The 23,537-nt window shown below is 50.9% G+C and carries 24 protein-coding genes and 1 tRNA gene; 21 read left to right on the top strand and 4 right to left on the bottom strand.

The annotated features are described in order from the left end of the window. Positions 1-804, bottom strand: a complete 804-nt coding sequence (locus JRI95_00465) for a hypothetical protein (GenBank protein ID MBW2060014.1) — start codon at positions 802-804, stop codon at positions 1-3. 339 nt (positions 805-1,143) lie between these two features. On the opposite strand from JRI95_00465, the gene JRI95_00470 reads away from it, so the two are divergent. From JRI95_00470 to JRI95_00545, 16 genes are all read left to right on the top strand, one after another. Continuing rightward, complete coding sequence (locus tag JRI95_00470; GenBank protein MBW2060015.1) at positions 1,144-2,805, top strand: CTP synthase; 1,662 nt, start codon at positions 1,144-1,146, stop codon at positions 2,803-2,805. Between the two features lie 40 nt (positions 2,806-2,845). Beyond that, the gene (gene kdsA / locus JRI95_00475) at positions 2,846-3,694 is read left to right on the top strand and encodes a 3-deoxy-8-phosphooctulonate synthase (GenBank protein MBW2060016.1); all 849 of its coding nucleotides are present in this window, start codon (positions 2,846-2,848) and stop codon (positions 3,692-3,694) included. Continuing rightward, the gene (locus JRI95_00480; protein ID MBW2060017.1) at positions 3,684-4,205 is read left to right on the top strand and encodes an HAD hydrolase family protein; all 522 of its coding nucleotides are present in this window, start codon (positions 3,684-3,686) and stop codon (positions 4,203-4,205) included. Before kdsA ends, JRI95_00480 begins: the two co-directional genes overlap by 11 nt. A 143-nt stretch (positions 4,206-4,348) precedes the next feature. Further along, positions 4,349-4,912, top strand: coding sequence for an LPS export ABC transporter periplasmic protein LptC (gene lptC, locus JRI95_00485; GenBank protein ID MBW2060018.1), 564 nt, complete (start codon positions 4,349-4,351; stop codon positions 4,910-4,912). 16 nt (positions 4,913-4,928) lie between these two features. Continuing rightward, complete coding sequence (locus JRI95_00490; protein ID MBW2060019.1) at positions 4,929-5,651, top strand: hypothetical protein; 723 nt, start codon at positions 4,929-4,931, stop codon at positions 5,649-5,651. Beyond that, positions 5,651-6,430 carry an LPS export ABC transporter ATP-binding protein gene (gene lptB, locus JRI95_00495; GenBank protein ID MBW2060020.1) on the top strand — a complete coding sequence of 260 codons (780 nt, stop codon included), beginning with the start codon at positions 5,651-5,653 and terminating at the stop codon, positions 6,428-6,430. Before JRI95_00490 ends, lptB begins: the two co-directional genes overlap by 1 nt. A gap of 25 nt (positions 6,431-6,455) precedes the next feature. Then, positions 6,456-7,898, top strand: coding sequence for an RNA polymerase factor sigma-54 (gene rpoN, locus JRI95_00500; GenBank protein ID MBW2060021.1), 1,443 nt, complete (start codon positions 6,456-6,458; stop codon positions 7,896-7,898). A gap of 48 nt (positions 7,899-7,946) precedes the next feature. Next, a complete protein-coding gene (gene raiA / locus JRI95_00505) occupies positions 7,947-8,495 on the top strand; it encodes a ribosome-associated translation inhibitor RaiA (GenBank protein MBW2060022.1) in 549 nt (182 codons plus the stop codon). A 25-nt stretch (positions 8,496-8,520) separates the two neighbouring features. Continuing rightward, positions 8,521-8,979, top strand: a complete 459-nt coding sequence (locus JRI95_00510) for a PTS sugar transporter subunit IIA (protein ID MBW2060023.1) — start codon at positions 8,521-8,523, stop codon at positions 8,977-8,979. 75 nt (positions 8,980-9,054) lie between these two features. Then, on the top strand, positions 9,055-9,930 hold the full coding sequence (gene rapZ / locus JRI95_00515; GenBank protein ID MBW2060024.1) for an RNase adapter RapZ: 876 nt from the start codon (positions 9,055-9,057) through the stop codon (positions 9,928-9,930). Continuing rightward, positions 9,927-10,337 carry a PTS sugar transporter gene (locus JRI95_00520; GenBank protein MBW2060025.1) on the top strand — a complete coding sequence of 137 codons (411 nt, stop codon included), beginning with the start codon at positions 9,927-9,929 and terminating at the stop codon, positions 10,335-10,337. The genes rapZ and JRI95_00520 overlap by 4 nt, the downstream gene beginning before the upstream one ends. A gap of 311 nt (positions 10,338-10,648) precedes the next feature. Then, entirely contained in the window at positions 10,649-11,122 is a 474-nt protein-coding gene (gene rimI / locus JRI95_00525; GenBank protein MBW2060026.1) for a ribosomal protein S18-alanine N-acetyltransferase, read from the top strand. Positions 11,123-11,281: 159 nt separating this feature from the next. Continuing rightward, entirely contained in the window at positions 11,282-12,526 is a 1,245-nt protein-coding gene (locus tag JRI95_00530; GenBank protein ID MBW2060027.1) for a phosphoglycerate kinase, read from the top strand. Then, the gene (locus tag JRI95_00535) at positions 12,527-13,303 is read left to right on the top strand and encodes a triose-phosphate isomerase (GenBank protein ID MBW2060028.1); all 777 of its coding nucleotides are present in this window, start codon (positions 12,527-12,529) and stop codon (positions 13,301-13,303) included. It begins immediately after the preceding gene. Positions 13,304-13,329: 26 nt separating this feature from the next. Further along, entirely contained in the window at positions 13,330-13,665 is a 336-nt protein-coding gene (gene secG, locus JRI95_00540) for a preprotein translocase subunit SecG (GenBank protein ID MBW2060029.1), read from the top strand. Between the two features lie 32 nt (positions 13,666-13,697). Beyond that, a tRNA-Leu gene (locus JRI95_00545) sits at positions 13,698-13,784 on the top strand. Here the strand turns inward: JRI95_00545 and JRI95_00550 are convergent. Further along, positions 13,763-13,924 (bottom strand): hypothetical protein, encoded by a 162-nt coding sequence (locus JRI95_00550; protein MBW2060030.1) that lies wholly within the window; start codon positions 13,922-13,924, stop codon positions 13,763-13,765. The two genes, JRI95_00545 and JRI95_00550, sit on opposite strands and share 22 nt — an antisense overlap. Positions 13,925-14,222: 298 nt before the next feature. On the opposite strand from JRI95_00550, the gene hisH reads away from it, so the two are divergent. Both hisH and hisF read left to right on the top strand, forming a co-directional pair. Further along, entirely contained in the window at positions 14,223-14,858 is a 636-nt protein-coding gene (hisH, locus tag JRI95_00555) for an imidazole glycerol phosphate synthase subunit HisH (protein ID MBW2060031.1), read from the top strand. Continuing rightward, complete coding sequence (gene hisF / locus JRI95_00560; protein ID MBW2060032.1) at positions 14,851-15,630, top strand: imidazole glycerol phosphate synthase subunit HisF; 780 nt, start codon at positions 14,851-14,853, stop codon at positions 15,628-15,630. The genes hisH and hisF overlap by 8 nt, the downstream gene beginning before the upstream one ends. A gap of 5 nt (positions 15,631-15,635) precedes the next feature. On the opposite strand, the gene JRI95_00565 is transcribed toward hisF, so the two are convergent. Continuing rightward, the gene (locus JRI95_00565; protein ID MBW2060033.1) at positions 15,636-16,637 is read right to left on the bottom strand and encodes a DUF2333 family protein; all 1,002 of its coding nucleotides are present in this window, start codon (positions 16,635-16,637) and stop codon (positions 15,636-15,638) included. A gap of 353 nt (positions 16,638-16,990) precedes the next feature. Here JRI95_00565 and JRI95_00570 point away from each other — a divergent pair, with 353 nt between their 5' ends. Continuing rightward, on the top strand, positions 16,991-18,292 hold the full coding sequence (locus JRI95_00570) for a (Fe-S)-binding protein (GenBank protein ID MBW2060034.1): 1,302 nt from the start codon (positions 16,991-16,993) through the stop codon (positions 18,290-18,292). A gap of 185 nt (positions 18,293-18,477) precedes the next feature. Continuing rightward, positions 18,478-20,466 carry an ABC-F family ATP-binding cassette domain-containing protein gene (locus JRI95_00575; protein ID MBW2060035.1) on the top strand — a complete coding sequence of 663 codons (1,989 nt, stop codon included), beginning with the start codon at positions 18,478-18,480 and terminating at the stop codon, positions 20,464-20,466. A gap of 226 nt (positions 20,467-20,692) precedes the next feature. Here JRI95_00575 and JRI95_00580 read toward each other — a convergent pair whose 3' ends face one another. Beyond that, the gene (locus JRI95_00580; GenBank protein ID MBW2060036.1) at positions 20,693-22,384 is read right to left on the bottom strand and encodes a LysM peptidoglycan-binding domain-containing protein; all 1,692 of its coding nucleotides are present in this window, start codon (positions 22,382-22,384) and stop codon (positions 20,693-20,695) included. A gap of 387 nt (positions 22,385-22,771) precedes the next feature. Between JRI95_00580 and JRI95_00585 the strand changes: the two genes are divergently transcribed. After that, on the top strand, positions 22,772-23,527 hold the full coding sequence (locus JRI95_00585) for a GntR family transcriptional regulator (protein ID MBW2060037.1): 756 nt from the start codon (positions 22,772-22,774) through the stop codon (positions 23,525-23,527). Positions 23,528-23,537 lie beyond the last annotated feature (10 nt).

Here is a 23,537-nt window from a genome sequence, read left to right on the forward strand (position 1 = left end):
TTACGCCTTCTTGTCAGGACGAAGCAATTGAAACAAGACCACCACAAGACCCAGGGCCAATCCGAAGATAATCAGGGCCACGGAGTGCTTTTTAAAAAAATTTTGATCCTGAGCCACCCGGACCTTGCTTTCGGCCACATTGCTGTAATGCCGTCCGTCGGCCTCGTATTCAAGGAAGGATATGACAGGGTATACTGAGCCTTCAAGGGCTGAGAAGTTTTTCAGTTTAAAGCTCACCTTCCCCTTCCCCTGGGCTTTGATGCGCAGACCTTGCTCCGCCGGGTTCACCTTTAACTCTTGCGGTACGATCAAGCGGATTCGTACTTCCCGCTCGACCCGGTCCATATTGAGCACCTCGAGGCGCAGCCTGGTCTTGCCAGTCATAACGACTTCAGTCGGCCGCACAAAGACCTGCATATTGACGCCTTCTTGATAAACAAAGGACGCATGAGACAAACTGGAGAAAAGATAGCCGTTGAGGTCGTGAAAATCCACCCGAACCTCAACCGGATAGGAGCCAGGTAGGGACAGCTGCGGATGCAGGGTCAAAAAAGCGGTAAAAGACTCGCCCGGCTTGAGCGCGGGTTTTATCCCGGATGAACGGACCGTATTCTGAAAAATGGCATGGATCTGGACGTTCGCCGCGGCTTCATCTCCCATATTGGTCGTGGTGACATTTATTCTGACTCCGTCCTGCATTACCGTACAGGTAGCGTAAGTCTGTATGGAAATGAAACCGGCTTCAGCGGAGAAGGCCCATGAAATAACAGCGAGATAAAGAATGGAAAATAGTAATCTTTTCATGAAAGCACGCTCTTTATAGAGATGGCCTAATCTTTACCACATGACCCCCCAACATCAAAGAGCCTTTTTTAAATTCTACGGGGAACTTTCAAAAAGGCTCCACCCTAAATAACCCCTTCAAAAAGCATTTCACAGAAGCGACTGTTTACCTGATGCCGGCTCAGCCTTGTAGGTCAGGGTGATCCGCAAAGCGGGCCTCCCTGACAATATTGACTCACAGCTGCCTTGTGAATCCCAAGCATGAACCTTGACATTCCACAGGCTTTTGCGGTAGTCTGAGATGACCTGATGGAGGCCCGTTTGAAGCCTTGCTGGTCACACTCCAAGATGGGCCATTCTATGAACTGTAAGTTTATTATCGTTACGGGCGGGGTCCTTTCTTCGCTGGGGAAAGGTTTAGCCGCAGCCTCCATTGGGGCCTTGATGGAAAGCCGCGGCCTGACCGTCACCCTTCAAAAACTCGATCCCTACATCAACGTTGATCCAGGAACCATGAATCCTTTTCAGCACGGGGAGGTCTACGTCACTGACGACGGCGCCGAAACCGACCTGGACCTGGGACATTACGAACGTTACACCCATGCCAAATTGAGCCGAAAAAATAATTTCACATCGGGCAGCATCTACCATTCCGTGATCACCAAGGAAAGGCGGGGGGATTACCTGGGCGGCACCGTTCAGGTCATTCCCCATATTACGGATGAGATAAAGCGATGTATCAAGGCTGTGGCCGATGACGTGGACGTAACCATCGTTGAGATCGGCGGAACAGTGGGTGACATCGAGAGTCTGCCTTTCCTCGAGGCCATTCGTCAGCTCCGGCTGGATTTGGGCCGGGGAAACGTCATCTATATTCATGTCACGCTGGTGCCTTTCATCAAGGCTTCGGGCGAGGTAAAAACCAAGCCGACTCAGCACTCCGTGGCCACGCTTCGAGGCATCGGTATCCAGCCTGATATCCTTCTTTGCCGGACCGAAAAAGTTCTCGATACCCCTCTGAAAGAAAAGATATCCCTGTTCTGTAATGTGGAGTCCGACGCCGTTATCACGGCTATTGACGTGGATAACATCTATGAATGTCCACTCCGCTTTCATAAGGAGGGCCTGGATGCAAAGATCGTGGAGCTTCTCAACATCTGGACCCGGGCCCCTCACCTTGAGGCATGGGAAGACCTGATCAAGCGGATAAAGAACCCCCAGAACGAGGTCACTATTGCCATCGTCGGGAAGTACGTGGATCTGAGAGAATCATACAAGAGCCTCAACGAGGCCTTGTTCCATGGCGGTGTGGCCAATGAGAGCAGGGTGAATCTGGAATTTGTGGATGCGGAGGACATCGAGGCTGGAGGCGCGGACAAGTTCCTGGCTGAAGCGGATGGCATTCTGGTTCCCGGCGGCTTTGGTTCGCGGGGGATCGAAGGCAAAATTTCGGCCGCGGGCTATGCCCGGGAAGGCAAGATGCCTTTTTTTGGTATCTGCCTGGGCATGCATGAGGCGGTCGTTGAATTTGCCCGGAACGTCGCCGGTCTAAAAGGTGCGCACAGCACAGAGGTTGATCCTCAGACCGCTCACCCGGTCATCTACCTCATGAGTGAATGGTATGATTATCGCAGCGAAAAGATTGAGCGCCGGGATATGGATTCGGACCTTGGCGGAACGATGCGCCTGGGGGCCTACCCCTGTCACCTCATCCCGGGCACCAGGGCCCACCGGGCATACGGCCTCACTGAAATCTCGGAGCGCCACCGGCACCGGTTTGAATTCAACAATGCCTATCGGCAGCGCCTTTCCGAGGCAGGCATGGTTCTGTCCGGCCTGTCTCCTGACAGCCAGTTGGTCGAGATCATGGAACTGAAAGATCACCCCTGGTTTTTGGGATGCCAGTTTCACCCTGAATTCAAGTCCCGCCCCATGAACCCTCACCCCCTTTTTCGAAACTTCATCAAGGCCTCTCTGGAGTACAAGGAGCAGAGGAAGAATTCCCCGCTGCTTAAAGTCTGAGCCAGGCTCCCTGGTTGAGAGGAATTATAAGGAATAGTCTATGACGAAGATTATACATATCGGCGACCTTGCGGTCGGGGGTGATCAGCCGCTGCTGGTGGTGGCCGGACCCTGCGTTCTCGAGGAACCGGAGATGGTGTTGAACCTGGCCCGCTTCCTGAAGACCGAAACTGAAAAGCTGGGTCTGCCTTATGTCTTTAAGGCCTCATATGACAAGGCCAACCGAACCGATATCCATTCCTTTCGCGGCCCCGGATTGAAAGAAGGCCTGGCTCTGCTTAAAAAAATTCGGGAAGAGGTCGGGGTCCCGGTCCTGAGCGACGTTCACTCGGTGGCTGAGGCTGAGGCCGCGGCCGAGGTCCTTGACGTCATTCAGGTCCCGGCCTTCCTGAGTCGTCAGACGGATATCGTTCAGGCAGCGGCCCGGACGGGAAAGGTCGTCAATGTCAAAAAAGGCCAGTTCCTGGCTCCAATGGATATTCGTTACGTCATTAAGAAGATTACCGCGGCAGACAATGAGAATATCATGATCACCGAACGAGGCACCTCCTTTGGTTACAACAATCTGGTCGTGGATATGCGTTCGCTGCCCATTATGCGCTCGTTCGGCTATCCGGTTATCTTTGACGCCACTCACAGTGTTCAGCTGCCCGGGGGCGGCCAGGGTGCTTCCGGGGGTGAAAGACAGTTCGTGGGACCGCTGGCCCGGGCCGCGGTGGCGGCCGGAGTGGACGGGGTCTTTATGGAGGTGCATCCTGATCCTGATTGCGCCCTGTGTGACGGCCCCAATTTACTACCTCAAGATCATTACCCGAACCTGCTTCGGCTCCTGAAGGAGATAGATTCGGTAGTCAAACGCGAATTAAAGGAGACCAGGCGTGAATCCTGACCGGACCCGAATTGAGCCGATCAAGCTGGTTATCTTTGACGTGGATGGGGTCCTGACCGATGGGCGCATTGTTATTGACAATAACGGCATCGAGAGCAAGTTCTTTGATGTTCGAGATGGCACCGGCATTAAATGGCTCGTACGGGCCGGGCTTCGAGCGGCCTTTCTGACCGGCCGTGAGAGTCGGGTGGTGGAGTTTCGGGCGGCAGAACTGGGAGTGACCATCATCCGCCAGGGGGCAAAGGACAAGGTCAAGGCCTATGAGGAGATACTGGCAGAGTTAGGCTTGAGCGACCGGGAGGTAGCTTTTGCCGGGGACGATTTGATTGATTTGCCGGTCCTGCGCCGGGTCGGCCTGGCCATAGCCCCGGCCGACGCCAGGCCTGAAGTCAAGGCCGTAGCGCATTATGTCTGCCAGAATGCCGGCGGCCGGGGTGCAGTCCGGGAGATGGCTGAAATGATCCTGAAGGGTCGAGGACTCTGGGAGGAGGTTGCGGCCAGGTATTTTTAATTTGCTTCGGTACGCTTATTGTTTCTTTTCCTGCCTCTGATTGTTGAATATCGGCATAATTTTTGCTTTACAGGTTTCGACTTCCCTGATATTATTTGATTGAACAGAAAGGATCTCGGTGAATTGACCGCTGGAGAAAGGGTGTGCTGCATTTACGGAAAGTCAAAATCCTGCTCCTAACCTCCTTGGTAGCCCTAGCCGTGGCGAGTGTGGGCTTGTTCTTCTGGGGGAAACACCTGCACCCTGCTCCCACACGGGCGCTCAGCCTGCTGCCGATAAATGTGGACATGCACCTCAAAGGTGTGAATTATACGGAAATGAAAGAAGGGCGTAAGGAGTGGACTCTCAAGGCCGACACGCTGCGATACTCCAAAGCCGCGCAGCTTCTTCATTTTGATCAGGTTGAGATAGCCCTTCTTCGCGCTTCCCAGGGAGTGATCATTGTGACCGGAGAAAAGGCCGATTATGATCGAAAGATCAACCTGGTTCGCCTCAGCGGCCGCGTTCTGGTCCATAACCTCGAAGGTTATCGCGTCACAGCAAGGGAGCTGATTTATAAAGTGGACACAAACCAGGTGCTCATTCCAGGCCGCTTCAGAATCGTCGGTCCCAAACTTACCCTGGAGGGACGCGGTTTGTCCTTGGATATAGGTAACCGTCTTTTGCAGATAGGTCAGAAAACCAGGATTTTTTTCAAGACAACCTAGGAGCTTCATTAAAGAAATGAAGATTTCCATCGTCTTTCTTTTTCTACTCTTGTCCCCTTTTTTACTCCTGTCAACTAGCCCGGGCAGGGTCCTGTCTGCAGAGGCGCAAACCCGGAAGGCGAGTGCGGCTTCCATTGAGCAGGATGTTTCAAAAGTCAAACCTCCTTCAACTTTGCAGAAAAAAAAGGCGCCCCACGGTTCAATACAAATCGTCACAGACCGCCTTGAAGCCGATGATAAGAAGAAGGTGGTCCTTTTAACCGGAAACATCACCATTCGCTGGGAGGATTTCGTCCTGACCTGCGATCAGGCACGGGCATACTATAAAGAAGTGAGGGTTAAACCAAAGGCAAAGGACAAAGGCTCGATTCATAAGGCGTCTTCTGCCAAATCAGATCCCTCCCCTGAAAGTCCATCAGGTAAAGAAACAGAAATCCATCATGAGATCATACGGTTAGAGGCTGAAGGGCATGTCAAGGTCACCCTGAAAAACAGGGTCGCCCTTTCTGGAAAAGCGGTTTATGAAGCTAAATCGCGTTTGATTATCCTGACCGACTCTCCCCGCGTCTGGCGCGGCAAGGATTTCCTATGCGGCGACCGAATCACGGTTTATCTTGATGAGGACCGGAGCGTCATTGAGAGCGGACCAAAGAAAAAGGTCAGCGCCACCTTTTATCAGCCGCCAGAAACAAAGGGACAGGCTCCAGTGAAAAAAAACAGCGGCAAGGTGAACCCGTAATGTCTTCCCTAGCCGTCAAGACGCCTGTTTTACGAGACCTCTCGTCCAAGGCTCCGGAGGTCAGGCTCAGGGCTGAGGAACTGGTCAAGAGCTATGGGCGGAAAAGAGTAGTGGACCGGATTTCTTTCAAACTCGACCATGGTGAGATTGTGGGACTTTTAGGCCCTAACGGTGCAGGAAAAACAACCACTTTTTACATGACCGTTGGTTTGATTCAGCCGGATGGAGGCCGCGTTTTTCTTAATGAAACCGACCTGACCCAGGTTCCGATGTACAAACGCGCCCGGCAAGGCATTTCCTATCTCCCCCAGGAACCGAGCGTCTTTCGAAAATTAACGGTTCAGGATAACATTCTGGCCATCCTGGAGACCTTACGCCTCTCACGGGCCGAACGGCAGCGCCGACTGGAAGAGCTGCTCGAGGAACTGGGCATTGCGCACCTGGCCAGGACCAAGTCTTACGCCTTATCCGGCGGTGAGCGGCGACGTGTGGAAATAAGCCGAGCCCTGGCCACCGTACCGTGCTTTATCCTTTTAGATGAGCCTTTCGCCGGTATTGACCCCCTGGCCGTGATTGATATTCAGAACATCATCTTACATCTCAGGAAGCAGGGCATTGGGATTCTAATCTCGGATCACAATGTCCGGGAAACCTTGGGCGTCTGTGACCGGGCTTATATTCTCAATGATGGGGTCGTCATTGAGGAAGGTTCGCCAGAGAAGATCGCGGACAGTGAACTGGCCCGTAAGGTTTATCTGGGTGATAATTTCAAGCTTTAATCTTCAGGTTAATATATAGATATCCATGGGCCTGCAATTACGACAAACCCTCAAACTTACCCAGCAGCTGGTGATGACTCCCCAGTTGCAGCAGGCCATTAAGATGCTTCAGCTATCACGGTTGGAGCTGCTGCAGACCATTCGTCAGGAGCTTGAGGAGAACGCTGTCCTGGAAACAGACCAGGATGAGGATATAATTACTGATGAAGGGGATGGGCCTGACGGCGAGCAGCCAAAAACTGTCTCTGAGAATGATTTTACCGAGGTTCGGGTGGAAGAAAAGGCCCGGGAAGATATTGACTGGGCAAGTTATCTGGATGAATACAGTTCATCTTCAGCCCCGAGCATGCGTGAAGTCCCGGAAGAGAGTAATTACGAAACCTTTATTTCAGCAAAAACCTCCCTGGTTGACCACCTGACCTGGCAATGGCGCATGGGCGACCTCACCCCCCGGGAAGACCTCATAGCCGCCCAGATTATCGGCAACCTCGGCGAGGACGGGTACCTGCAGATAAGCCTGGAAGAGATCACGGTCATGGAAAACATGCCGCTGGAGGAGGTGCAGCAGGTCTTGGCCAAGGTTCAGGAACTGGACCCGGTCGGAGTCGCTGCCCGTGATTTACGCGAGTGCCTTCTCATTCAGTTAAAATACCTGGGGCAGACAGGGAGCCTTGCTGAAAGGATAGTGTCCGAGCACCTGTCTGAACTGGAAAAGAAGAATTATCAAAAGATCGCTAGAAAGCTTAAGACCAGCAAGGAGAAAGTCTTCGAAGCCGTTGAGATCATCCTCAATTTGGAACCCAAACCCGGGCGGTCATTTATCACCGAGGAGCCACAGTATATTACGCCTGATGTTTATATTTACAAGATCGGTGGTGAGTATGTCATCGTACTAAATGAAGACGGGCTGCCTCGACTCAAGGTTAACCGGTACTACCGGGATATTCTTACCAATCGGAAGGCCGTCTCAGACCAGACCAAGGAGTACATCCAAGGCAAGCTTCGGTCCGCCGTCTGGCTGATTAGAAGCATTCATCAGCGGCAGCGAACTATTTACCGCGTCACAGAATCAATTATCAAATTTCAGCGTGAATTTCTGGATAAAGGCATCCCCTACCTCAAACCACTGGTGCTGCGGGATGTGGCTGAAGATGTTGAGATGCACGAATCCACCATCAGCCGGGTAACCAGTAACAAGTATGTCCATACACCCCAAGGAATCTTTGAGCTGAAGTTCTTTTTCAACAGCTCCATAAGTAAATTTGACGGTGAGTCCTTGGCTTCGGAAAGCGTTAAGGAACGCATCCGGAAAATCATAGCCGCCGAGGACCCCCATAAGCCCCTATCTGATCAGCGCATTGTTGAAATTTTAAGGGCGTCCAATATTAACATCGCTCGACGGACAGTAGCTAAGTACAGGGACATGCTGGGTATTCTGTCATCGAGCAAAAGGAAAAAGCACTTCTAGCCGCATCGCAAACGCACGGCAAGAATTAGTTATTAAAGGAGATTATTCATGCAACTTTCTGTTACATTTCGACATATGGAACCTTCAGACGCATTAAAAGATTATGCTTATGAGAAAATTTCCCGTATTGAAAAATATTTCGATTCTGTGATGGAGGTTCATGTCGTTCTATCCGTGGAAAAATTCAGGCATACTGCGGATGTCAGCATTATTTCCGACGGTCTCAAGATAAAGGGCCAAGGGCAGACAGGGGACATGTATTCCGCTATTGACACGGTTATTAATAAGATGGATAAACAGGCGAAACGGTACCGGGAGAAGATAAAAAGGCGTAAGTCTGGCAAGCGGGTCAAGGCTCGAAGCGTTCGCATGGACGTCATTGCCTCTGACGTTGAAGACGAATCAGATAAAGGACCGGAAATCATTCGTTCCATGCAGGTTTTTGCCAAGCCCATGGATACGGACGAGGCAGTTATGCAGCTTAATCTTTCGCAGGAACAATTTTTAGTCTTTACTGACGCGGAAACAGGGGCTATTAACATCCTGTATCGTCGTGAGGATGGAAACTATGGACTAATCGAGCCAATTTCAGAATAATTAGCCATAACTATGGGAAGTAATAATGAAACTTACAGATATTTTAAAAGAAAAGGCTACAATTTCTGAGTTGGCTGGCAGGAATAAGAAAGAGGTGTTGGGAGAGCTGTGCTCTGTTTTGGCCTCCCAGGAGCAGTTGGACCCAGAACCGCTGCTCAAGGTTCTCCTTGAGCGGGAGAAGTTGGGAAGTACTGGTATCGGAGATGGTATTGCCATCCCCCATGGCAAGTACGAAGATATCAACAAAACACTGGTCGCCTTTGGCCGAAGCCTGGCCGGGGTGGATTTTGAATCCCTGGATAGCCAGCCGGTGCATCTTTTTTTCCTTATCCTTGCCCCGGGAAAGTCAAGCGGGATTCATCTCAAGGTCCTGGCCAAGATTTCCAGGCTGCTTAAAGATGCTTCCTTCAGGCAGGAGCTTTACGCCGCCAAAGGAAGCTCAGAAATTTATAAACTAATCGCTTCCCAGGATGATGAGTTCTAAGCTGGCCGTTAAAGACGAGCTTCTGCTGTCTGCAGTCCAGTCTTGGAATCTTCTTTGGAAGTTCCGGAAAAACACATGGATCAACGGCGCGGCAGTATCGTTATCATAACCGGCCTATCCGGCTCTGGAAAAACCACGGCTCTTGCAGCCCTGGAAGACCAGGGCTTTTTCTGTATTGACAACCTGCCGGTCCTGTTGCTGCCCAAATTTCTCTCGCTGTATAATCAAACCAGTTCGGAGTTCCTCAAACTGGCGGCGGTTATGGATATGCGGGAAAGGAACTTTGTTCAGAACTTCCAGGAGGTTTTTACTCAGATTCAATCCGATAACTATGATCTGCAAATGGTTTTCCTTGAGGCCTCCAACGAAACACTGGCGCGGAACTTTTCTTATACCCGCCGTCCCCATCCCTTGGCACAGGAAGGGAAATTGCTTGAGGCTATTGAGAAGGAACGTCAGATGATGAGCCCGGTCAAAGAGGCGACTCACCAGGTAGTGGACACATCTGAGTTTAATGTTCATCAATTAAGGGACCTGATCGTTCAAAAGTTTGCCAAGGCCAAGGATGGGATGTCCATCGAGCTGCTTTCATTCGGATACAGACATGGTATTCCACATGAGGCTGATATCATAATGGATGTGCGTTTTCTGTCTAATCCCTATTATCAGGATGACTTACGGGAACTTAACGGCCTGGACCCCGAGGTTATTGAATATGTGATGTCGCGCCATGAGAGTCTTCAGTTTATCACCGACTTTTCAAATCTCCTCGAACAGCTGTTCCCTCTTTACCAGAATGAAGGCAAATCTTACCTGACCATCGCTATTGGCTGTTCAGGAGGACGACATCGCTCGGTGACCATATCCCATGAACTGGCGCAGCGGTTTGAAGGAAAGCCATATCGTATCTCGGTTCGGCACCGGGATATAAATCAAGGAAAAAATTTATGATTGGTGTTGTCATCGTAACTCACTGTCGGCTTGGCGCTGAATTGATTAGCACGGCTGAGTTTATTCTTGGTAGGATCGAAGGGATAATATCCGTTTCAATCGATCTGCAGGTCTCCACAGAGGTTATGCGGACCGAAATTGAAAAAAGTATTAACCAGGTTGATCAAGGAGACGGGATCATCATCCTGACAGATATGTTTGGGGGAACTCCCTCGAATTTGAGCCTTTCCTTTTTATCCGCCGCCAAGGTTGAGGTACTGACCGGTGTAAATCTGCCCATGCTCATTAAACTGATTCAATCGCGGGAAAAAACTGAATTGGCCGAATTGGCTGAAATGGTTGGGGCTTACGGCCGCAACAGTATAAATGTCGCCGGGGAAGTCTTGAGCCGTCGTTCGGAAGATTAAAAAAATATCAGCAAAGGACAACTTCAGAACTGGTCTGAATCAACAGCCGGTTTATTTATGCCCAGATACTTATAGCCTGGATTCTTATCTCCTGGACTGATGACGCGGTTAAGGGAAACCACGAGGCGGCGCATGATGATATCCAATGGCCGCCGGGATCATAGGTATATTATCCTTAATCGTAATAATTTATCCAGACTAACCATGGGAAGGGCGGCCATGCAATCTGACATTCTTCCAGCAGGGGGGGCTGAAGGAGTCATCATTCTCCACTTCTTGTTGGCCGCTTCCTGCTTCTTCCTCAGCCTGTCATGACCTCTTTAAGGGACAAGAATCCTTTGCTGGATCGAATCGTAATCGAACCGATGCGGGAGTGTGACCTTGATCAGGTTCTGGCTGTTGAAAAGGCCTCTTTCCGGCATCCCTGGTCACGGGCCGGTTTTAAGGCGGAGCTGCATAGAGCCTGCGCGGTCTCGCTGGTCGTGCGCGAGAAGGAAGAGGTCTTGGGTTACCTGGTCTTTTGGGCTATCAGAGAGGAAATTCATATTCTCAACCTGGTCTTGAGGTCGGATCGAAGGCGCATGGGCTTGGGCCGATTCCTCCTGGAATACATGTTCGACTGGGGGCGGAAACGAAAACTGCGGCGTATTTTTTTAGAGGTTCGCGTCTTTAACCTGCCCGCCCGTAAGCTTTATGAACAGGCCGGATTCATTATGACCGGCCGCCGTAAAAACTACTATGCTGAAGACCAGGAGGACGCCATCCTGATGGCCCGAAGCCTTTGAACAAACCCCATGAACCTTCGTCTCAGGGCCCGGCCTGTTTTAAAGGGGCTTCTTTGAAAAAGTATTTGACGTCAGGTGAAACAAAAACTAATATAATCATGATTAATTTTTAAAACAGCAACCAGGAGATTCGTCCAAATGGCTGACAGTTTTGGCATTATGTCTCTTACTTCTTCCCCGGAGGAACGCTTTAAGTTCATCAATGAAGTGGACATCCAGGGTAAAATAATTCTGGTTCGCGTTGACCTGAACGTTCCTCTGGACGAAAACCTGAACATCACCGACGACATGCGGATTCGCACCATCCTGCCCACGGTTAATTATGCCTTGGACGAGGGTGCGCGGGTCATTCTGTGTTCGCATATGGGCCGACCGAAAGGCAAGGTGGTGCCAGAACTCAGCTTGAGCCCGGTGGCTCGGCGTTTGAGGCGGCTCCTGAAGAAGGAGATCCTCCTCGCTCCCGACTGTGTCGGAGAAGAGATTCAAAAGTTGATTTCAGAAATGAAATCCGGGGATATTCTGCTCTTGGAAAACCTGCGTTTTCATATTGGAGAAGAGAAAAATGACGATGAATTCGCCCGGCAGCTGGCAAATCTCAGCGATGTTTATATAAACGACGCCTTTGCGGTCGCCCATCGGCCTCACGCCAGCATGGTCGGCATCACCAAACATGCTTCCGTGTGCGGGGCAGGCTTTCTGATGAAAAATGAGTTGACCTACTTTTACCGCGCCATGGAAGATCCGGCTCGACCTTTCGTGGCCGTCATCGGCGGCGCCAAGGTATCCTCCAAGCTCTCGGCCATTGAAAACCTGGTGGATAGAGTTGATAAACTCATTATTGGCGGCGCCATGGCCAACACGTTTCTCAAGGCGATTTATCCTGCCATTGGTCATAAATCTCTGGTCGAGGAAGACCTTGTTGAAACGGCGCGGGAGATAATGCGTAAAGCCCGCCGTCAAGGCATCAAGTTCTATATTCCGGTGGATTGTGTCGTGGCTGACCGTTTTGATTCCAAGGCTGAAACCAAGATGACCACGGTCCAGGAAGTACCGGAAAACTGGATGATCGTTGATATTGGTCCGGCGACCTCCTCTCTATTTGCAGAGGCCCTGCAGGATGCCAAGACCATTATCTGGAACGGCCCCATGGGCGCCTTTGAGATAGACGCCTTTTCTCGCGGGACATACCAGATGGTTCATACCATAGCCAACTCGTATTCCCTGACCATCGTCGGCGGCGGGGACACCGATGTGGCGGTGAATAGACTAGGGGAGTCTTCCCGCATGACCTACATCTCCACTGGCGGCGGTGCTTTCCTGAAATTACTGGAAGGAGATCAGCTCCCTGGGATTACGGCCCTTGAGGAGCATGCCCGCCGCACAAATCAAAGGGAGGGATCTTGAATGAGCGAGGTGTTTTCAAATCGCCGGCCCCTGATTGCAGGCAATTGGAAGATGTATAAGACCGGAGCCGAGGCAGCGGCTTTCATCGAGCATCTCAAGACCCTGCTGCCTTCTGATCTCGAAGTGGACGTGGCGGTGGCCCCTTCATTTGCGGCCCTGGAATCCGCGCTTCGGGCCGCGGCTGGTTCATCCATCATGATTGCGGCCCAGAACGTTTTCTGGGAAGAGGAAGGCGCTTACACCGGTGAGGTCTCAGTCCCGATGCTTAAGGGCCTTGGGATCAAATTGGTCATCATTGGCCACTCGGAACGACGGCAGTACTTCGGCGAGACCGATGAAACCGTGAACCAACGGGTAAGGACCGCCATGACCCACGGACTGACGCCAATCGTTTGCATCGGTGAAACCTTGGAGCAAAGGGAAGCCAACCAGACCCGCGAGATCCTCAAGAATCAGGTAAATAAAGGGTTAGCCGGGCTGGATATCGAGGCAGCCCAGAGACTGATCATCGCTTATGAGCCGGTCTGGGCCATTGGCAGCGGGCGAACCGCCACACCGGAAATAGCTCAAGAAGCTCACACAGTTATCCGTGGTATGCTTGAGAAAGTCTTTGATAAAGACCTTGCAAATTCCATTCGGATTCTGTATGGTGGTTCTGTCAAACCGGAAAATGCAACGGAGCTCTTAATCCAGCCGGACATTGACGGGGCTTTAGTTGGAGGCGCCAGCTTAAAGCCGGATATTTTCTTTGAGATCATCAATTTCAAGGGAGCGTGAGGACAGTTTTTGTCCCTGATTGCTAAATGGCTTTTTTCATAATTTTACTGCATATTGCGGTCTGCTTGGCTCTCATTATGATCGTGCTGCTCCAAACAGGTAAGGGAGCTGACATCGGAGCTGCCTTTGGCGGTGGAGCAAGTCAGACCATATTCGGGAGCCAGGGCGCTGGAAGTTTTTTAACCAAGCTGACGGCTGTGGCGGCAATCATCTTCATGTTGACCTCACTGGGGCTGAATCTCCTGTCGAGCCATCGCCTCGGTAGTTCAGTGATGGAAAGTGTCAAGGAGCCTGTTGCTCAGGAAGAGCCTGCTGAAACGAGCACCCCGATCGAGCGCGGAGAACCGATCAAAACGCGGTAAGAGGAAAGTAAGTAAAAAAATTAAATATCCGTGCCGAAGTGGTGGAATCTGGTAGACACGCCGTCTTGAGGGGGCGGTGAGCTCCGCTCGTGCGGGTTCAAATCCCGCCTTCGGCACCAATTTTTCCTTTAATATCAACGACTTTGTCTCCGTTATTTGCCTCTGAACCAGGTGCAGAATCGGTGCAGGAGTAAATAGCCCTTTCATCGTCCATATCTATCTGAAAATATCTCTCAAAAGCTTTATTAGTGTGGTGCATGGTAGCCCGTTTAATCTGGTCGGGTGTGAAGTGCTTTCTTAACGCCGACGTATCGGTTTCGGCCCGGGTACCGATGGTGTCTATGAACACTGAAAAATTTTAACTTGCACAAGCCCGCTTTACCCTCTAAAATTTCTATAAAAGCCCTTATTTTTATGCATGGATTCCTTTAGACTTCATCGCCCTGACACGGGTGTTGTGAATCAAGGCAGCGGTATTATCAGTCGCAGTCTGTGAAAAATTTTTGAAAGGGGTTTTGGGGGCAACTTTTTTCAAGAAGTTTCCCCCAAATATAAAAATGATCGCCATCGTTGATTATAAGGCCGGGAATCTGCCTAGCGTGGAGAAGGCGGTGCGGTTCCTTGGCTTTGACTGCCAGATCACCCGCGACCCTGCCCAGATAGAAGCTGCCGAGCGGGTCATCTTCCCTGGCGTGGGCGCTGCCGGTGCGGCCATGGCTGATCTCAAGCGCACGGGGCTCGATCTAGTCCTGAAAACCGTGGTTAATAAAGGCACACCGCTTCTGGGTATTTGTTTGGGAACGCAGATCATCTTTGACTTCAGCGAGGAGGACGGCGGGACCGACTGCCTGGGCCTGGTACCTGGCAAGGTCAATCGTTTTCCTTCGGATATGTCTGAGAACGGCCAGCGGCTCAAGGTCCCTCACATGGGCTGGAACCGGATCAGGTTTGTGCAGGATCACCCGGTCTTCTCGGGCTTAGACCCTGATCATGAGTTTTATTTTGTGCACGTTTACTACCCGGCCCCGGCAGAGGAATCCCTTGTCGTGGGGTTGACCGATTATGGGTTGAACTTTGCCTCGGTCGTCGCCCGGGGGAGCCTGGCGGCGGTGCAGTTTCACCTTGAAAAGAGCGGGCGACCGGGCCTGAAGATCTTGAAAAATTTTTGTAAATGGAATGGAAAAGATGCTTAGCCGCAGGATCATACCCTGCCTGGACGTCCGGAACGGTAAGCTGACCAAAGGCATCAAGTTCAAAGGCAACGTGGATATCGGGAACCCGGTTGAAATGGCGCGTCTTTATTACGAGGCCGGCGCGGACGAGCTTGTCTTTTATGACATTACCGCGTCTTCGGATCGCCGCGACATCCTGATTGACGTGGTTCGCCGGACCGCGGAAGAGATCTTTATCCCATTTTCCGTAGGCGGCGGCATCCGCACCATGGAAGACATGCGCCGCGTTCTGCTTGCTGGAGCGGAAAAGGTCAGCATTAATTCCGCGGCCGTTAAAAACCCTGGGCTGATCAGACAGGGGGCCGAAGCCTTTGGAAGTCAATGTATCGTCCTGGGGATGGACGTGTTAAAGGTTGAAAAGACTGAACAAATCTCTTGCGGCTATGAGATTGTCATTCACGGCGGCCGGAAACGGACTGGCATGGATGCCTTGTGGTGGGCTCATGAAGCAGAGCGGCGCGGCGCAGGCGAGATTTGCCTGAACTCTATTGACGCGGACGGAACCAAAGACGGGTATGAAATGACCCTGACCCGGCTGATTTCCACGAACGTGAATATCCCGGTCATCGCCTCGGGTGGGGCGGGCAGTCCGGAGCATCTCCGCGCCGTGCTGATCGAGGCTCAGGCTGACGCCGCCCTGATCGCCTCAATAACCCATTATGGGGAATACACCATCAAACAGATCAAGGATTACCTTGACGACCACGGCGTAAAAGTACGCAAGGTCTGGTAGAGCGTTTACTCGCGAATCATGTCCTGGAGGCTGCGCATCTTCTGGCGCGCGTCTTCCAGGAGGGACATCAACTGAAGCGAATGGTTGGCGAAAATAGACCCCCGGGAGCCGTTGAGGACAACCAGGGGTTCGAACTGCGCTTCATTGAGCAGCTCAATAACCCGATCCAGGAGTTCTTCGGCGTTTTTAACTTCAAGGATATTCTTAAAGTCATATTTTATGGCGATCATCATGTGCCTGATGCCATAGGCCACCCCCCTGGCAAAATAGAAATTGTCATCAATCTTGGTCCTGGGCACCTTGATATGGACACGCTTTTCCCCTTTAGTGAATTCGTCTCCAGCCGTCTCTGCTGAAAGAACCCTGTCCTTTCTCCGAGGCGCGTTGGAAAGACGGGTGTTGACCCCGCCCAATAAGGAGGCATACTGATTCAGGATTTCATTCAGATTATCCGCCCGCGGATAGAAGTAGGCTTCACGGGCAAGCAGCCGAGCCTCAAAATCCCTAAGACTCTTTTCTCCAGCCCTGAACTTACTCTCAGCCGAAGGCATAATCCACTTAAAGGGATCGTTGGAATAATAGATAAATGCTTTCTCCATGTCCGGGTCAATCTTGTCCGTGGTCCTCAACCTGGTCAGCTTGTCTCGAAAAACACGGGTGGTGTATCGGACAGACTCAAGGAGACCTAGCTGAAAATTCTGCGGATTATCCAGAAAGATAGTTGGATAAAATTTGTCATTTGGCAGCCAGCGTTTGGTCATCTTCTCTGACAAGGTGATGATGGTCCTGGTAGACGCCAGCCCGACAGCCTCCTGGTCGGCCTGAACCTCGAAAAACGACGGAAACCTGTAGTTGGCGATCATTATGACAACGCATATCACGACCAGAAGACCGAAGATGCCGAGTATAATCAGGATCCATCTGCGGCCGGCCGAAATTCGACCTAGACGTCGCTCTCCAGTCTCCATTTTCGAGGCATTGTCCTTTTTCTCTCTCCATAATTTCATATCGAGCTCCTTAGCCACATTTTCTCCAAGTATAAAGCTAAAATAACAAAACAGGAATGGTTTTCCAAGATAAAGAAGTAAATTTTTCTGTCATTTCTCCCTTTTATTCTTAACCCGTACCCATGGGCCTGAACATGGAGTCATGCCTGATCCCCAGTGGATTTAAATACGAAATGAAAATGATTGACAAGGCTGGGACTAGCCTGTATATTCACTCGCTACAGGCTTTCTTGAGAAGGTGGTCAGATTTTTACGGCTTGATCAAGGTGTCCTGCTGGTATAAAATTAGATAGAAATGGCTGAATCAAGGTAAAAACGGCCTGCCAAAATATGCTCCAAGGAGGGTTTCTTACATGGCAGAACCCATTGTTTTATCTGAACAGAAAGGGGAGTTTAAGCAGAGAATCCAGCCTCTTCTGCCAGAGGGAGGGAACCTGGACCTCTGTTTTACATGCGGCACGTGCGCCAGCGGCTGCCCGGCTTCGGGTCTGGCCGACATGGATCCCAGAAAATTCTTGAGAATGGTCCTGCTGGGCATGGACGAGGAGGTTCTCACCACCCCCTGGGTCTGGATGTGCACCGGGTGTCAGAGATGTATTGCGGCCTGCCCCATGAAGATAGACATTCCCCAGCTAGTTTATCAAGCGCGAGCGAGCTGGCCGCGCGATAAGCGCCCCACAGGCATTCTCAAGTCATGCGATCTATCCGCTACCAGAGATACTTGCAGTGCTATGGGGGCGTCCGAAGAAGACTGGAGATTTGTGGTCGAGGACGTGGCGGAAGAGGTGAGAGAAGAACAACCAGGATTCGAGCATCTTCAGGCGCCTATGGATAAGAAAGGGGCCTACTTCTTCCTTAACCAGAATTCCCGCGAACCGGTGACCGAGCCGGACGAGATGGTCCCGCTCTGGAAAATAATGGATGCTGTTGGGGCAGATTGGACTTATGGTTCGAAAGGCTGGGCCGCGGAAAATTACTGTATGTTTCTCGCGGACGACGAGGCCTGGGAACACATTTTACGGGTCAAAGTCAAAGCGATGGAGGATTTGGGCTGTAAGGTCTGGCTCAACACTGAGTGAGGCCACGAATTCTTCGCAGTCCGGTCCGGACTGAAAAAATTCAACATCCCTTACAATTTCGAAATCAGAAGCATCATCGAATTTTACGCGCAATGGATCAGGGAGGGTAAGCTCAAGGTCAACTCCGACTGGAACAAGGACCTGAAGATCAAGTTTACGGTTCAAGACCCCTGCCAGCTCGTCAGGAAGTCGCTGGGCGATCCGGTGGCTGATGACCTGCGGTTTGTAATTAAGACAGTGGTTGGTGAAGAGAACTTCATTGATATGACCCCGAATAAATCGAACAACTACTGCTGCGGCGGCGGCGGCGGCACGCTGCAAAGTATTTATCCTGAGGAGCGTCGGGCCTATGGCAGGGTAAAGCTGGATCAAATTTTAGCTACGGGCGCAGATTACTGCATTGCCCCTTGCCATAACTGCCATTCTCAAATCCACGATCTGCAAGAATACTATGAAGACGCTAAACACCATACGGTTCATTTGTGGACAATCATCTGCCTGGCCATGGGCATACTTGGTGAAAACGAACGAACATACCTTGCTCCCGATCTGGCAGAGTTTGGATTAGAGTCATGAGTTTGGCATTAAAAAACGCCTAGCATCAGACAATGAACTGCAAATGGACTCGTGGACTTCCCCGGGTCCATTTTTTTTGTTAACCTGACCCGATAGAGGCGGGGACCAAAGAGGCTAAAGGGCTTGCCCATACAAAATTTTAGCCAGACTGAGCCTTGCACTCCTTGCCCAAGGACTGATCCTTGATGACCTTAGTCACGCTCCAGGACATTGACAAATTCTATGGCCGCCAGGATGTTCTCAAGCAGGCCGGCCTGCAAATCAGGGCGGGTGAACGTGTGGGCCTGATTGGACCCAACGGCGCGGGTAAGACGACTCTCCTCAGAATCATCCTTGGCCGCATAGCTCCGGACGGCGGTCAGGTGCATAAGGCCAAGAGACTGCGTCTGGATTACCTGCCGCAGGATGTCCTGACCTTTTCTGGCAAGACCGTGCTTCAGCTCGTGATGGACACGGCTGAGGAGGCCCGGGCCGTTGAAGCTGAACTGCAAGACCTGGCCCTGGAACTGAAGGCGCTGGCTGACAAGGATCCATCGAACAAGGAAGCCCTGGTTGAGCTGACCAATCGGCAGAGCCGTCTTCTCGATCTCTTCGAGATTTTGGGCGGCTATCAGTTAGAGGCTCAGGCAGGCAAGATCCTCAAAGGTTTGGGGTTTGCTGAAGCTGATTTTGACCGGCCGGTCGAGGAATTCTCCGGCGGGTGGGTCATGCGAGCGGCTTTAGCCCGGCTGCTTCTGGCTGAACCCGACCTGCTTCTCCTGGACGAGCCGACCAATCACCTGGACTTGGACTCCCTCCTCTGGCTTGAAAGTTACCTCAAGGCCTGCCCTTCAGCCCTGCTCCTTATTTCTCATGACCGAACGTTCCTCAATAACCTGGTCCATCGCATCGTGGAAATTGACCGGGCCGAGGTTATCAGCTACCCAGGTAATTACGATCAATACCTTAAGGAAAAGGAAAAACGCCTGGCCGCTCAGGCCGCGGCCTATACCCATCAGCTGGAACGGATAAAACAGGTCGAACGCTTCATTGACCGAAGCCGTGTCCGAAAAAGCTCGGCCCGACAGGTTCAGAGCCGCATCAAAGCCCTGGAAAAAATGGAGCGGATCGAGGCTCCTTCGCCAAAAAGCAGAAAGATCAATTTTTCCTTTTCCCTGGCGCCGCGTTCTCCAAAAACGCTGGTCGAGCTGGTCGGCGTGACCAAGTCATACGGACGTCAGACAGTTTATCGTGATCTGGACTTCATCGTCCAGCGCGAGGACCGGATCGCTATTCTTGGCGCCAATGGCGCGGGCAAGACCACCTTGATGCGCCTCCTGGCCGGAGTGACGGATTGCCAGGCAGGGACCAGAAAACTAGGACCAGGCGTGGTTCCGGCTTATTTTGCTCAGCATCAGCTTGAAGAACTAGATGAGAACCTGACCGTGCTGGAAGAACTATCTGTGGCCGCTCCTGATCAAACCGTCGGAAGACTCCGGACCATGCTGGGCAGCTTCCTCTTTCGCGGAGACGACGTCCTTAAAAAGGTGGCTGTACTATCAGGCGGGGAAAAAACACGCCTCATCCTGGCCAAGATCATGCTCAGCAGCCCTAACCTCCTCCTTCTAGATGAACCATCCAATCACCTGGACATCCCAGGGCAGGTGATGCTCGAACAGGCCCTGATGCAGTATCAAGGCAGTCTGGCCCTGATCAGCCACGACCGAAAGCTCATCAACTCCGTGGCCAATAAAACCGCTATCGTCTGCAAAGGCAGGGTCGAAGTTTATCTCGGAAACTTCGATGAGAATGAGGCCCGTCTGGACAAGACACTCACGGCCGAGGAGAAGAAAAAAGCACAACCTGTCAAGAGTGTGACCCGGGCCGAAAGGGAGGTACGTAAAAGGGCTGAGGCCGAAGCCCGGCAGCGTTTATATCGGTTAAAAACACCACTCCTTGAGGAGATGAATCAGCTCGAAAAACGTTTGGACGAGCTCGGGAATCGTCTGGATGAAATTTCCGCTCAGCTGGCCATCCCAGAAACTTACCAGGATCAAGAACGATCCAGGGTCCTTCTTCAGGAGTACACCCGCCTGAAAACTGAAAGCGAGGGTCTCATGAAAAACTGGGAAGCTGTTGCCTTGAAGCTGGAGGAGCTAGAAGAGCGCCTGGACGAGACTGATGAGTTGAGATAAACGGCCCGGCCTAGGAAGAATGGCACAGGTACGTTCCGATAAAGCCTTTTTGAATAGGAACGTATTTTTGTCATTCACTAAAGGCGGTGAAATAGATTTAATCAGACCCTTTGAACGCACCTGGGCATTCTTTTGCGTTCATTTTCCAACAATTGGCTTGATAAAATAAAATGAAGAATAGTGATTCGTTGCTCTAAATGGCAAACCGAACCAGCGTGGCGAGAATTTACATTTGCTCTGTCTTTAAAGTCAGCACATCGCCGGGTCGAATGAGGTTGGTCTTGATATTGTTCCAGGCCCTGATCTGTTTCGGTGCAATATTAAAACGCCGAGCAATGGCCCATAGTGTGTCGCCAGAACGAACCGTATAAGAAATAGCCTTCTCCTCACCAGCCTGGAAAGGTGTGGATGTTTTATCAGGTATCCTAAGGGTTGCTGAGGCTGCTGCAGGTTGAGGTTTCTTTTGGATTTTAGCTGCCGAGGCCAACCTGACTCCCGGTTCGGCCAGATACAGCACCAGCTCCTGTCCTGGCATCAGCCGCCTCACGTTTTTGATGTCGTTCCAAGCGGCAATGTCTCTCCAGTCAAGATTAAAGCGCCGGGCAATCTGCCAGGGGTTATCGCCGGGTTTCACCTGATAGATGATATGCGGGCCTTTGGCCGACCGATGTTTTGTTTGACTTGCCGGTCTTTTCTGACGTTTTTTAAGGCCAGCCCGGTAAGCGGCCGCCTTGGCCGGGATCCTGAGCATCGAGCCAGCATAGATCCGATCGGAACGCAGCTTATTAAAATTCCTGAGATTCTTAATCGAAAGACCATAGAGACGGGCGATGGATCCAAGGGTCTCACCCCTAACCACCTTGTGTTTGGTACTCACCAGCCGTTGATTCGGGTTGAGCCTGGCATAGGCAGTTCGAAATCGGTCCCCAGTTCCCTTCGGCACCCAGAGCTTGTAATTTTTTTCGTTTAAAGGTGTATACCATGCCCTGATCTCAGGGTTGAGGCTGCGGATGGTTTTCAGAGAACAACCACAAAGGCGGGCAATCACCCCCAGGTCAACCGGGTGTGAGACCTGGACCTCATCAAATTCAAGAGGCGGCTCATATTCCACCTCGGTCAAGCCATAACGCTCCGGGTCCTTAGCCAGCAAAACGGCTGCCAAGAACTTGGGAACATAATTTCTGGTTTCGCGGCGCAGGTGGCCTTTTTTCGCAATCTCCCAGAATGTTTCAGCCTTATATCTCTTAAGGCTTTTCTTAATCTTGTTCTCACCTGCATTGTAGGCGGCCGCGGCAAGATACCATGATCCGAACATCTCATGCAGATCGGAAAGATAGGCCGTGGCGGCTCGGGTTGATTTTTCAGGATGACGCCTTTCGTCAACCCAGCCGTTTATCTTGAGGCCATAGCGCCTGGCCGTAGGCGAGATGAACTGCCAAAGACCTGCCGCGTGGGCCCTGGAATAGGCGCTGACCATAAAGTGACTTTCTATCAAAGATAGATAGACCAGATCCTCAGGCAGGCCTTCCTCTCGAAAAATCCGCTTCATCAGTGGAAGATAGCGAGTCGAACGACCCAGAGCCCGAACAAAATGCTTTTGTCCTCGACCTAGAAAATAGGTGATCCAGGTCTGAACATCCTTATTTATGGTCACCGGAACATCGAACGTGACCGGTTCTTTTCCGCCCTCTAAAGCGCGAAGCTCGGCGGAAACCATATCCTCAAGTTTTTCTTCGACCTCAAGGGTTAATTCAGGCAGGGCCTGGATTTCGGGTTCTTTGGCAGGTTCCTCGATGACAACGACAGCTTGTTCTTCTTCAGGAAGGGTTTTATGAATGATCGGTTCGGAGGTCCTATCCAGCGTGGCGCAGGAACTCAGAAAGATGAGAACAAGCACAGATACCAACAAATAGCGCATACAGAGAACTTTCTTCCACTTGAAATGTTCGCTTGAATAATTTGCGCTAAAAGTATCATAAGCTACCGTAAATAGCAAGACGAATTGAAAATACCCAAAGGATATGAATCCATCTCTCCTTTGGGTTTAAGATTTTTTTCAAACAAGGTCATGAAAAAAAGCAAAGAATGCCATGTCTCAGGATACTGTCACGAAATGAGGTTTGGCTTCCTCTTTCTACTTTAAAAAAAAGCTTGACAGGGTGGATAAAGGTGTTAAGATTGTATTAGTTAACTATTGTTCTATAACAATTTTATAGATTAATTAAAAAAATCAGCTTCAAAATTTGTATCAGAAAATGTGCAATCCGTCAGAAGTCCATCTACCTGAGGATCAGAGGTCGGGTATATGAATAAAATGCTGGGAGCCGTGAGAAATAAAACTTCCGATCCAACTCCAATATACTACAAGCTTCAACAGGAGCTTAAACAGCTCATTGAAAGCGGCCAGTGGGCGCCGGGAGACCACATTCCCCCTTCCCGGAAGATTGCCGAAACCTACGGCGTGAGCATGGGCACGGTCCTAAAGGCGATATCAAACCTGGTCAACGAGAAATATCTTTACTCTATTCAAGGTAAAGGAACTTTTGTAGCCACCACTAACATCAAGCAGGAAAGCCTGCGTTATATACGATTGCGCAGAGATTTTCGCGGCGATGACCTTGGTTTCAAGATTAAACTGATCAATTTTAAAGTCATGAGTGGATTTCAACCGGTCAGCCGTTTCCTTAAAAGCAGGGTCACTGAAAATCTTTATACGCTCAAACGAGTTTTCATCACTTCCATTGGCCCGATCGTCTACAACACTTCTTACCTACCCTGTAAAATGTTTAAGGATTTTGAAGATCTGGCGAGAAGCCGGTTTGAAAGGGAAACACTGTATCAGTCCATTGAACAGGCTTATGGCCTGCCCACACTCTATAACCATGAATTGATCGGAGTAACTTTAGCGGATAAGGAAATTGCTGAAGTGTTAGGCCTTGAACTAGGACAACCTGTTCTAACGATTGAAATGCTTTCCTTCACTTATAAAGATCAGCCTTACGAATACAGGATCAGCTATTGTCTGACCGATAACCGAAAGCTTTACAGGGAAATAACATAGTTACAGAAAG

The sequence above is a fragment of the Deltaproteobacteria bacterium genome, from assembly GCA_019308995.1.
Lineage (GTDB): Bacteria > Desulfobacterota > Desulfarculia > Adiutricales > JAFDHD01 > JAFDHD01.

What these genes read in the sequence shown, in the direction of transcription:
- JRI95_00565 (MBW2060033.1), bottom strand. Translation starts at nt 16,637, where the DNA reads ATGAAATTATGGAGAGAGAAAAAGGACAATGCCTCGAAAATGGAGACT.
- secG (MBW2060029.1), top strand. Translation starts at nt 13,330, where the DNA reads ATGGCTTTTTTCATAATTTTACTGCATATTGCGGTCTGCTTGGCTCTC.
- raiA (MBW2060022.1), top strand. Translation starts at nt 7,947, where the DNA reads ATGCAACTTTCTGTTACATTTCGACATATGGAACCTTCAGACGCATTA.
- JRI95_00535 (MBW2060028.1), top strand. Translation starts at nt 12,527, where the DNA reads ATGAGCGAGGTGTTTTCAAATCGCCGGCCCCTGATTGCAGGCAATTGG.
- hisH (MBW2060031.1), top strand. Translation starts at nt 14,223, where the DNA reads ATGATCGCCATCGTTGATTATAAGGCCGGGAATCTGCCTAGCGTGGAG.
- JRI95_00520 (MBW2060025.1), top strand. Translation starts at nt 9,927, where the DNA reads ATGATTGGTGTTGTCATCGTAACTCACTGTCGGCTTGGCGCTGAATTG.
- JRI95_00550 (MBW2060030.1), bottom strand. Translation starts at nt 13,924, where the DNA reads ATGCACCACACTAATAAAGCTTTTGAGAGATATTTTCAGATAGATATG.
- JRI95_00465 (MBW2060014.1), bottom strand. Translation starts at nt 804, where the DNA reads ATGAAAAGATTACTATTTTCCATTCTTTATCTCGCTGTTATTTCATGG.
- rpoN (MBW2060021.1), top strand. Translation starts at nt 6,456, where the DNA reads ATGGGCCTGCAATTACGACAAACCCTCAAACTTACCCAGCAGCTGGTG.
- JRI95_00580 (MBW2060036.1), bottom strand. Translation starts at nt 22,384, where the DNA reads ATGCGCTATTTGTTGGTATCTGTGCTTGTTCTCATCTTTCTGAGTTCC.
- rapZ (MBW2060024.1), top strand. Translation starts at nt 9,055, where the DNA reads ATGGATCAACGGCGCGGCAGTATCGTTATCATAACCGGCCTATCCGGC.
- JRI95_00530 (MBW2060027.1), top strand. Translation starts at nt 11,282, where the DNA reads ATGTCTCTTACTTCTTCCCCGGAGGAACGCTTTAAGTTCATCAATGAA.
- rimI (MBW2060026.1), top strand. Translation starts at nt 10,649, where the DNA reads ATGACCTCTTTAAGGGACAAGAATCCTTTGCTGGATCGAATCGTAATC.
- lptB (MBW2060020.1), top strand. Translation starts at nt 5,651, where the DNA reads ATGTCTTCCCTAGCCGTCAAGACGCCTGTTTTACGAGACCTCTCGTCC.
- JRI95_00490 (MBW2060019.1), top strand. Translation starts at nt 4,929, where the DNA reads ATGAAGATTTCCATCGTCTTTCTTTTTCTACTCTTGTCCCCTTTTTTA.
- JRI95_00585 (MBW2060037.1), top strand. Translation starts at nt 22,772, where the DNA reads ATGAATAAAATGCTGGGAGCCGTGAGAAATAAAACTTCCGATCCAACT.
- kdsA (MBW2060016.1), top strand. Translation starts at nt 2,846, where the DNA reads ATGACGAAGATTATACATATCGGCGACCTTGCGGTCGGGGGTGATCAG.
- JRI95_00510 (MBW2060023.1), top strand. Translation starts at nt 8,521, where the DNA reads ATGAAACTTACAGATATTTTAAAAGAAAAGGCTACAATTTCTGAGTTG.
- JRI95_00470 (MBW2060015.1), top strand. Translation starts at nt 1,144, where the DNA reads ATGAACTGTAAGTTTATTATCGTTACGGGCGGGGTCCTTTCTTCGCTG.
- hisF (MBW2060032.1), top strand. Translation starts at nt 14,851, where the DNA reads ATGCTTAGCCGCAGGATCATACCCTGCCTGGACGTCCGGAACGGTAAG.
- JRI95_00575 (MBW2060035.1), top strand. Translation starts at nt 18,478, where the DNA reads ATGACCTTAGTCACGCTCCAGGACATTGACAAATTCTATGGCCGCCAG.